Source organism: Microbacterium sp., from assembly GCF_051860965.1.
GTDB lineage: Bacteria > Actinomycetota > Actinomycetes > Actinomycetales > Microbacteriaceae > Microbacterium.
Genome location: NZ_JBIMKU010000001.1, coordinates 744,840 through 754,369 on the forward strand (window position 1 = coordinate 744,840; position 9,530 = coordinate 754,369).

General features: G+C 67.5%; 2 protein-coding genes. Both read left to right on the forward strand.

Annotated elements, in window-relative coordinates:
• Positions 1–122 precede the first annotated feature (122 nt).
• On the forward strand, positions 123–5,765 hold the full coding sequence (locus ACTIFV_RS03465) for a PKD domain-containing protein (RefSeq protein WP_439591355.1): 5,643 nt from the start codon (positions 123–125) through the stop codon (positions 5,763–5,765).
• A gap of 171 nt (positions 5,766–5,936) precedes the next feature.
• The gene (locus tag ACTIFV_RS03470) at positions 5,937–9,461 is read left to right on the forward strand and encodes a PKD domain-containing protein (protein ID WP_439591356.1); all 3,525 of its coding nucleotides are present in this window, start codon (positions 5,937–5,939) and stop codon (positions 9,459–9,461) included.
• Positions 9,462–9,530: the final 69 nt, after the last annotated feature.

The window sequence follows — 9,530 nt, forward strand, 5'->3', positions numbered from 1 at the left end:
GAACGCCTGCGCATTCAGTTCAATGAGGTAACGCGCAGCCTGGGGGCCGCGCAATATTCTGCATCCCTTCGGGTGGGGTGCCTGGGGACTGCCTGCGCTCGCAGGCGTGATGGGGAGCACTCGTGCTGAAGATCGGCAACGACGTGGAGCGCACAGACGCGTCCACGGGTTCGAAGTGGACGCGCCGTCTGATCGCCGCGGTCACGGTGGTCGGCCTGACGGTGGGAGGCCTGGCGCTGACAGCGGTGCCAGCATCCGCCGACACCGCTCCGGCACCGGGGACGCCCGCGACCGTGACCGCCGATGCTCTGCCGACGGCGCAAATGAACGGTGTGGCGTGGACGCAGGTCGTCGCCGGCAACACCGTCTACGTCGGTGGTCAGTTCACCGCGGCACGCCCGCCGGGAGCCGCGGCCGGCGTGAACACCTCGCCCCGCACGAACCTCATGGCCTATAACCTCACCACGGGTGCTCTGCTCCCGTGGAACCCGGGCGCGAACGCCGTCATCCGCTCCATGGCAGTCTCCGCCGATGGCAGCACGCTCTACGTCGCGGGCCTCTTCACGCAGATCGCCGGGCAGACCCGGTATCGCGTCGCCGCGTTCAACGCCGCGACGGGCGCCCTCCTTCCCTGGCAGCCGAGCCCGAACTCCGGCGTGCTCGGCGTCCAGGCCATCGGCAACACGGTCTGGATCTCGGGATCCTTCTCGACCGTCGGCGGTCAGGCGCGCACGAACGTCGCGGCTCTCAACGCCACCACCGGCGCCGTTCTGCCGTTCAAGGCGACCGTCGCGGGCGGTTACGGCGCCCGCGGTCTCGTCGTGAACCCCGCGGGAACGAAGGTCGTCGTCGCCGGCTCGTTCACGAGCGTCAACGGCAGCACCAATCCCGGTCGTGGTCTCGCCGCGCTCGATGCCACGACGGGCGAGTCGCTTCCGTGGCTCTCGAACAGCGTCATCCGCAACGCCGGTGAGAACGCGGCCATCTACAGCATCTCCTCCGACAGCGACAGCGTCTACGTGACGGGTTACGACTTCGGCGGCAGCAAGGTCGAGGACGATTTCGAGGGCGCCGCCCGGATGAGCTGGAGCGACGGCTCGCTCGTGTGGATGGAGGACTGCCACGGCGACACCTACAGCGTCGCCGCGAGCGGCGGCGTCGTCTACACGGCCGGCCACGCGCACTACTGCGGCAACATCGGGGGCTTCCCCCAGACGTCGCCCAAGTGGACGTTCTCGCACGCGGTCGCGTTCAATAAGGAGTACGACGGCGTGACGAAGATCACGCCCGACATCTACGGGTACCGCTCGTTCACCGGGCAGCCCGCCGGCTCGATCCTGCAGTGGTTCCCCGACTTCGAGGTCGGTACCTTCACCGGTCAGTCGCAGGCGGCCTGGAGCGTCGCGACGAGCGGCGACTACGTCCTCTACGCCGGCGAGTTCCCTTCGGTGAACAACCGCGGGCAGCAGGGTCTCGTCCGCTTCGCCAAGAAGCCGGTCGCGCCTGCTGCGGACGGTCCGCGCGTGCAGGCCAACAACTGGCCGCTCAGCGCAAGCTCGACGCGCACCGACAAGGTCCGTCTCGTCTGGAACGCCAACTGGGATCGCGACAGTGAGAACCTCACGTACGAGGTCTTCCGCCAGGGCACGGCGGCGCCAATCTACACGACGACGATGAAGTCCAACTTCTGGACGATGCCGGGTATGAAGTTCACCGACACCACCGTGACGGCGGGTCAGACGTACCAGTACCGCGTCCGGGTCACGGATCCCGACGGCAACGCCCTCACGGGCAACTGGACGCCGGTGACCGTGCCGACGACCAACACCTCTTCGGACTACAACGAGGACGTCATCGGTGACGGCGCCCTGCACTACTGGCCGCTCGGTGAGAACTCGGCGAGCGTGGCGACCGACTGGGCTGGTACCTCGTCGCTCGCGCTCAGCAACGTCACGACCGGCCAGACCGGGCCCAACCTGGCGCAGGCCAGCAAGGCGACGGGCTTCAGCGGCAACTCCAACGGCGCCACGACGTCGGCCGTGACCGGGCCTGACACGTTCACGGTCGAGGCCTGGTTCAAGACCGACAGCACGTCCGGCGGCAAGATCGTCGGCTTCGGCGGCAACAGCACGGGCGACTCGGGCAGCTACGACCGTCACGTCTACATGGACGGTCAGGGTCGCGTGACTTTCGGCGTCTACCCGAACACGGTGCGTACCGTGGCGAGCAACACCGGCTACAACGACAACCAGTGGCACCACGTCGTCGCGTCCCTCGGTCCCGACGGCATGAAGCTGTGGCTCGACGCCAAGCTCGTCGGCACGCGCGCCGACACCACGTTCGGTCAGTCCTACTCGGGCTACTGGCGTGTGGGCGGCGACAACATCGGCGGCTGGCCGAACGTCAACAACTTCTACTTCACCGGTGCGATCTCGGACGTCGCCGTCTATGGCACGGTGCTCGATCGCAACACGATCAACAAGCACTGGACCGATTCGGGCCGCACGTCGACGGTGCCCGCGGCACCAGCTGATGCCTACGGCAAGTCGGTCTTCGAGCTCGACCCGACCCTCTACTGGCGTCTCGGCGAGGCAGCCGGCGGCACCGTCCTCGATTCGGGCCCGCAGGGCAACCCGGGTCAGTACTTCGGGAACGTCTCGACGACGACCGGTGCGCTGGCGGGCACGGTGAACTCCGCTAAGACCTTCGCGCCCAACGGCGGAGACCAGACGGGCGTGTCGAGCGACGCGACGTTCAGCAACCCGGGCGTGTTCTCGATCGAGGCGTGGTTCAAGACCACGTCGACCGACGGCGGCAAGATCATCGGCTTCGGTGATCAGCGAACAGGCACGAGCAACAACTACGACCGGCACATCTACATGTCGGGCGACGGCCGTGTGAAGTTCGGGGTCTGGACGGGCTCGTCGCAGGTCGTCGAGAGCGTGCCGGGCTTCAACAACGGTCAGTGGCATCACGTCGTCGGCGTTCTCTCGCCGACGGGACAGCGGCTGTACCTCGACGGACAGCTGGTAGGCACGATCTCCAACACGTCGGCGCAGGACTACACGGGCTACTGGCGCGTGGGCGGCGACACCGGATGGGAAGGCGCGACCTACTGGGCGGGCTCCGTCGACGAGGTCGCGATCTATCCGAGCGCCCTGAGCTCCCAGGCGATCGCCTCGCACTACGAGATCGCGACGGAGGGGGCGGCCAACGTCCCGCCGACGGCGGCATTCACGTCGACGGCAACGGATCTGAGCGTCGCATTCGACAGCTCCGCTTCGACGGACACGGACGGCTCGATCGTCTCCTACCTGTGGAACTTCGGAGACACCGAGACCTCGACACTGGCCTCCCCGACGCACAGCTACGGGGCAGCCGGCACGTACAACGTGACGCTGACGGTGACCGACAACCGCGGCGGGACGAACTCCTTCGCGCAGACCGTTTCGGTGACGGCCCCCAACCAGGCTCCGGTCGCAGCTTTCACGTCGACCACGAGCGGCCTGACCGCACACTTCGACGGAACGGGGTCCAGTGACGCGGACGGCACGATCGCATCGTATGCGTGGACCTTCGGCGACGGTTCCACGTCGGCGCAGGCGAGCCCGTCGCGGCTGTACGCCGCATCCGGTATCTACAACGTCACACTGACGGTCACCGACAACAAGGGAGCGACGAACAGCATCACGAAGCAGGTCGAGGTCGCGGCTCCGGTCAACCAGGCGCCGGTGGCGGCCTTCACGTCCAGCTCGACCGGACTGATCGCGAACTTCAACGGCACGGGTTCCACCGACCCCGACGGCACGATCGCGTCCTACGCGTGGACATTCGGCGACGGGGCGACCTCCACGGTCGCGAGCCCCTCGCGGACCTACGCTGCGGCCGGCGACTACGTCGTCACGCTGACGGTGACCGACGACCAGGGTGCGACGAACAGCATCTCGAAGGCGATCACTGTCACGGCGCCCGTGAATCAGGCTCCGGTCGCGGCGTTCACGTCGACGACGAGCGGCCTGACGGCGAGCTTCGTCGGTACTGGATCGAGCGACCCGGACGGCACGATCGCGTCCTACGCGTGGACGTTCGGCGACGGCGCGACCGCCTCGACGGCCAGCCCTTCGCGGACCTACGCTGCGGGTGGCACGTACGACGTGACCCTCACGGTGACCGACAACCAGGGTGCGACCAACAGCATCACCAAGCAGGTGACGGTGACGGCGCCTCCCGCCACTGGTAACGCAGTCGCGACCGACTCGTTCGAGCGCACCGTGGCAGCCGGTGGCTGGGGCTCGGCGGATCTCGGCGGTTCGTGGAGCTTCGTCGGAGCGGCATCGCGCTTCAGCGTCACCGGTGGTGCGGGTGTGATCTCGCTGAACAACTCCACGACGCAGAACGCCAACCTGGCCTCGGTGTCGAGTGCGAACACGACGGTCTCGGCGACCTTCACGGTCGACAAGATCGCCAATGGGCAGTACGTGGCGCTCGTCGGCCGTCAGGTCGGTGCGGACCAGTACATCCTCCGCTCGCGGATCGGCGGCGACGGCTCGGTCATCCTGTACGTGCTGCGTAACGGCACGGCGATCGGCGCGGGTTTCACGGTGCCGGGTCTGACGGTCACCACGAACACGGCCTATACGCTGAAGTTCCAGGTGCAGGGCACCGGCACGACCAACCTGTCGGCGAAGATGTGGGCCGCGGCGGGCGCCGAGCCCGCTGCATGGCAGCTGACGCGCACCGACACCAACGCGGCGCTCCAGGCGCCGGGTTCGGTGGGTCTGTTCAGCTGGGTCCCGACCTCCGCTGCGGCGTACCCCGTCGCGCTCCGATTCACAGACTTCGCGGTGACGGACCCGACCGTGGCAGAAGGACCGAACCAGGCTCCGGTGGCGGCGTTCACGTCGTCGGCTTCGGGTCTGACGGCTTCGTTCAACGGATCGACCAGCACCGACGCGGACGGTTCGATCACGTCGTACGCGTGGAACTTCGGCGACGGGACGAACGGGACGGGGGCCACGGCGACGCGTGCGTACACGGCTGCCGGCACGTACAACGTCACGCTGACGGTCACCGACAACGCGGGTGCGACCAACGCGATCACCAAGGCGATCACGGTCGCCGCGCCCCCCGCCAACGGCAATGTGCTCGCGAAGGACACCTTCGCCCGCACGACCGCCGGTGGCTGGGGCACGGCCGACATCGGAGGTGCGTGGACGGTGTCGCCGACGGCGGCCAGGTTCAGCACCGCGCCAGGTGCCGGCGTGATCTCGCTGAATAACTCGACGACCCTGAACGCAACCCTCGCGGGCGTGTCGAGTGCGAACACGACGGTTTCGGCGACCTTCACGGTCGACAAGATCGCCAATGGGCAGTACGTGGCGCTCGTCGGCCGTCAGGTCGGCGCTGACCAGTACATCCTTCGCTCGCGGATCGCGTCGGACGGCTCGGTCATCGTCTACGTGCTGCGCAACGGCACGGCGATCGGCGCCGGCTTCACGGTGCCGGGTCTCACAGTGACCACGAACACGGCCTACACGCTGAAGTTCCAGGTCGCCGGCACCGGCACGACGAACTTCGGCGCCAAGATGTGGGCAACGGCGACTCCCGAGCCGGCTGACTGGCAGTTGACCCGCACCGACACCAACGCGGCGCTCCAGGCGCCGGGTTCCGTGGGCCTCTTCAGCTACGTACCGACGGCGGCCGCGGTGTTCCCTGTCGCAGTCACCTTCACCGACTTCACGGTGACCGACCCGACCATCCCGTAGTCACGACAGCAGAACGAGGGGCCCCGGAGCGATCCGGGGCCCCTCGTTTCGGTCGGACTCATTGTGGCGACTTCGACGCGCCGTTATACTCGCGGCCAACTGAGGTGCGCGGTCTGGGGCCGCGCCGTGATGTCTGCTCAGGCGCCGAGCTGTGGGGACAAGGTGATGGTCGTGACTGATCTCGTGGGTTCAGGTTTCGAGACATCCGGTCGTCGAAGCGTCCGCCTCATGATCGTCGGTCTGACCGTCGCCGCTCTCGTCGCGACCGGAGTACTCGTCTCCACGCCCGCAGCGGCAGACACCGCGCCCGCACCGGGCACGCCCGAGACGGTGACAGGAGACGCTCTCCCCACGGCGCAGATCAACGGCGTCGCCTGGACGCAGACGATCGCCGGTAACACGGTGTACGTCGGTGGCGACTTCTCGAACGCCCGCCCGGCAGGGTCGGCGGCGGGGGTCAACACGACGGGCCGCGCGAACCTCCTGGCATACGATCTCACGACGGGCGCGCTCCTTCCGTGGAACCCCGGCGCGAATGCTCAGGTCCGTTCCATGAGCGTCTCGCCCGACGGCAGCACGCTCTACGTCGGTGGGACCTTCACGCAGATCGCGGGGCAGACGCGCTACCGTGTCGCGGCGTTCTCGACGGCGACGGGCGCACTGCTCCCCTGGGCGCCGTCGCCCAACGCGACCGTCTATGGCGTCGTCGCCAACGGCTCGACGGTGTGGATCTCGGGGACCTTCAGCAGCGTCGGCGGGCAGACGCGCACCAACGTCGCCTCGGTGTCCGCGTCGACCGGCGCCGTCCTGCCGTTCCAGGCGACGGTCGCCGGCGGGTACGGCGCACGCGGACTCGTGGTGAGCCCCGGAGGTGACAAGGTCGTCGTCATCGGATCCTTCACGAGCGTCAACGGCTCGACGAACCCGGGCCGGGGCATGGCAGCGCTCAACAGCACGACAGGCGCGCTCGTACCGTGGGCGGCGAACAGCGTTCTGCGCAACGCGGGCAACAATGCAGCCATGTACAGCGTCAGCAGCGACAGCGACAGCGTCTATGTCACGGGCTACGACTACGGCGGTGGCGCGGAAGACGACTTCGAGGGTGCTGCACGCATCAACTGGTCGGATGGAGCCCTCATCTGGATGCAGGACTGCCACGGCGACACCTATGGCGCGTACCCGGTGGGCGATGTCGTCTACACGGTCTCGCACGCGCACTACTGCGGCAACATCGGATCGTTCCCGCAGACGGCGACCCCGTGGGTCCTCCACCCCGCGCTCGCGTTCGCGAAGGCTTACGACGGGGTCAAGAAGATCACGCGTGACATCCACGGATATCGCTCGTTCACGGGCCAGCCAGGCGGCACGCTGCTGCACTGGTACCCCGACCTCCAGCCTGGGACCTACACGGGTCAGACGCAGGCCGCATGGGCCGTCGCGGCATCCGGCAACTACGTCGTCATGTCCGGTGAGTTCCTGTCCGCGCAGGGCAGGTCGCAGCAGGGTCTCGTGCGCTTCGCGAAGAAGGCCATCGCGCCGCGCCTCACCGGTCCCCAGAAGGCCGACGCCGCGTTCCCGATCACCGCTTCGTCGCTGTGCGCGGGCGCCGTAAGACTCACGTGGGTCGCCAACACCGACAAAGACAACCAGACCCTCACCTATCAGGTCTTCCGGCAGGATCTCGGTTCGACTCCGATCTACACGACGAGCGCTGCATCCAACTTCTGGACCACTCCGACGCTCGGCTACGTCGACCAGACGGCGGTGCCGGGCCAGTCCTACAGCTACCGCGTTCGTGCCGTCGACCCCGACGGCAACCAGGCGACCGGTGCCTGGACCTCGGTCACGGTGTCGTCGACGAGCAGCGCGGCGTACAACCTCAGCGTGAGTCGCGACCGGCCGTCGCACTATTGGCCGCTCGGCGAGCAATCCGACACCAACGGGGCCGACTGCGCATCGACGAACGATCTCACGGTGCGCTCGGCCACGCGCAACGTGAACGGACCGAACCTCGCGACGGCCTCGAAGGCGACACAGTTCTCCGGCAGTTCGTCTTCGTACGCTTCCCCGGGCTCGAGCGAGACCGGCGCGAACACGCTCTCGGTCGAGGCCTGGTTCAAGACGTCGAGCACGTCCGGAGGCAAGATCGTCGGTTTCGGCAATGCCGCGACCGGCGGCTCGTCGTCCTACGATCGTCAGCTCTACATCGACGGATCCGGACGCGTGAGCTTCGGCCTCTATCAGGGCTCCAACCGTACGCTTTCGAGCGCGACGGGATTCAACAACAACCAATGGCACCACGTGGTCGGCACCGTCGGTCCGGTCGGGATGAACCTCTTCGTCGACGGGAAGCTCGCCGCGTCTCGCGCCGACACGACCGGCGGTCGTGCTCTCACGGGCTTCTGGCGCATAGGCGGCGACAACATCAGCGGGTGGACGAACAACCCGTCGAGCTCGTACTTGAATGGTGCGATCTCGGATGTCGCGATCTACTCGGCGCCTCTGTCCCCCACGCAGGTGAACGCGCACTGGATGGCCAGCGGACGCCCATCCGCAATCGGCGGTAGCAACCAGACGCCGACGGCGGCGTTCGCCTTCACGACGAACGCGCTGACGGCGAGCTTCAACGGCTCGGCCTCGGCGGATCCGGATGGATCGATCTCGTCGTACACCTGGACGTTCGGCGACGGTTCGACGGGCACCGGCATGACGCCCTCCCGCACCTACGCGGCTGCAGGGATCTACAACGTGACGCTCACCGTGACCGACAACGCCGGCGCGACCAACAGCGTCTCGAAGCAGGTCACGGTGGCGGCGGCGCCGAACCAGAACCCGGTCGCGGCCTTCGCGTCGTCGACGAGCGGGCTCACGGTGACGGTCAACGGCTCGAGCTCGGCGGATCCGGACGGCTCGATCTCGTCGTATGCGTGGACGTTCGGCGACGGTTCGACGGGCACGGGGGCGACGGCATCCCGCACTTACGCCTCCGGCGGCGCGTACAACGTGACCTTGACCGTGACCGACAACCGTGGCGGAACGAACAGCATCACGAAGCAGGTGACCGTCACGGCGCCTGTCGGCGGTGTGGTCGCGAGGGACGCCTTCGGGCGCACTGTCGTCGGTGGCTGGGGCACGGCGGATCAGGGCGGCGCCTGGACCGTGAGCGGAGTTCCCGCACAGTTCTCCGTCTCGAGCGGCGCGGGTGTCATGAACGTGACTTCGTCGACGACGATGGCCGCGAATCTGGCCGGGGTATCCCGAACAAGCGCGACGGTTTCGGCCACCTTCTCGGTCGACAAGATCGCCAACAGCCAATACGTCGCGATCGTGGGTCGGCAGGTCGGAGCGAACCAGTACATCCTGCGTCTTCGGATCGCGGCGGACGGCAGCGTCATCCTGTACGTCCTCAACGGAGGCACCGCCATCGGTGCGGGCTACACCGTGCCGGGATTGACCATCACGCCTGGAACGTCCTACACGCTCAAGTTCCAGGCCCAGGGCACGGGGACGACGAATCTGGCTGCGAAAGCGTGGCCGGCCGCAAGCGCCGAACCCGCGGCTTGGCAGATGACGAGGACGGATGCGGCGGCCGGGCTGCAGACGGCTGGATCCGTCGGGGTCTTCACGTGGGTGCCCACAGCGGCTGGCGTCTATCCCGTCAAGGTGAGCTTCACCGGGGTGACCGTCACGGAGTGACGCCAACCGGTGATCCGTACCTGACCAGGATCGTGAATCGGTCATTGCGGCGTGTCGAGCGCATCCGAT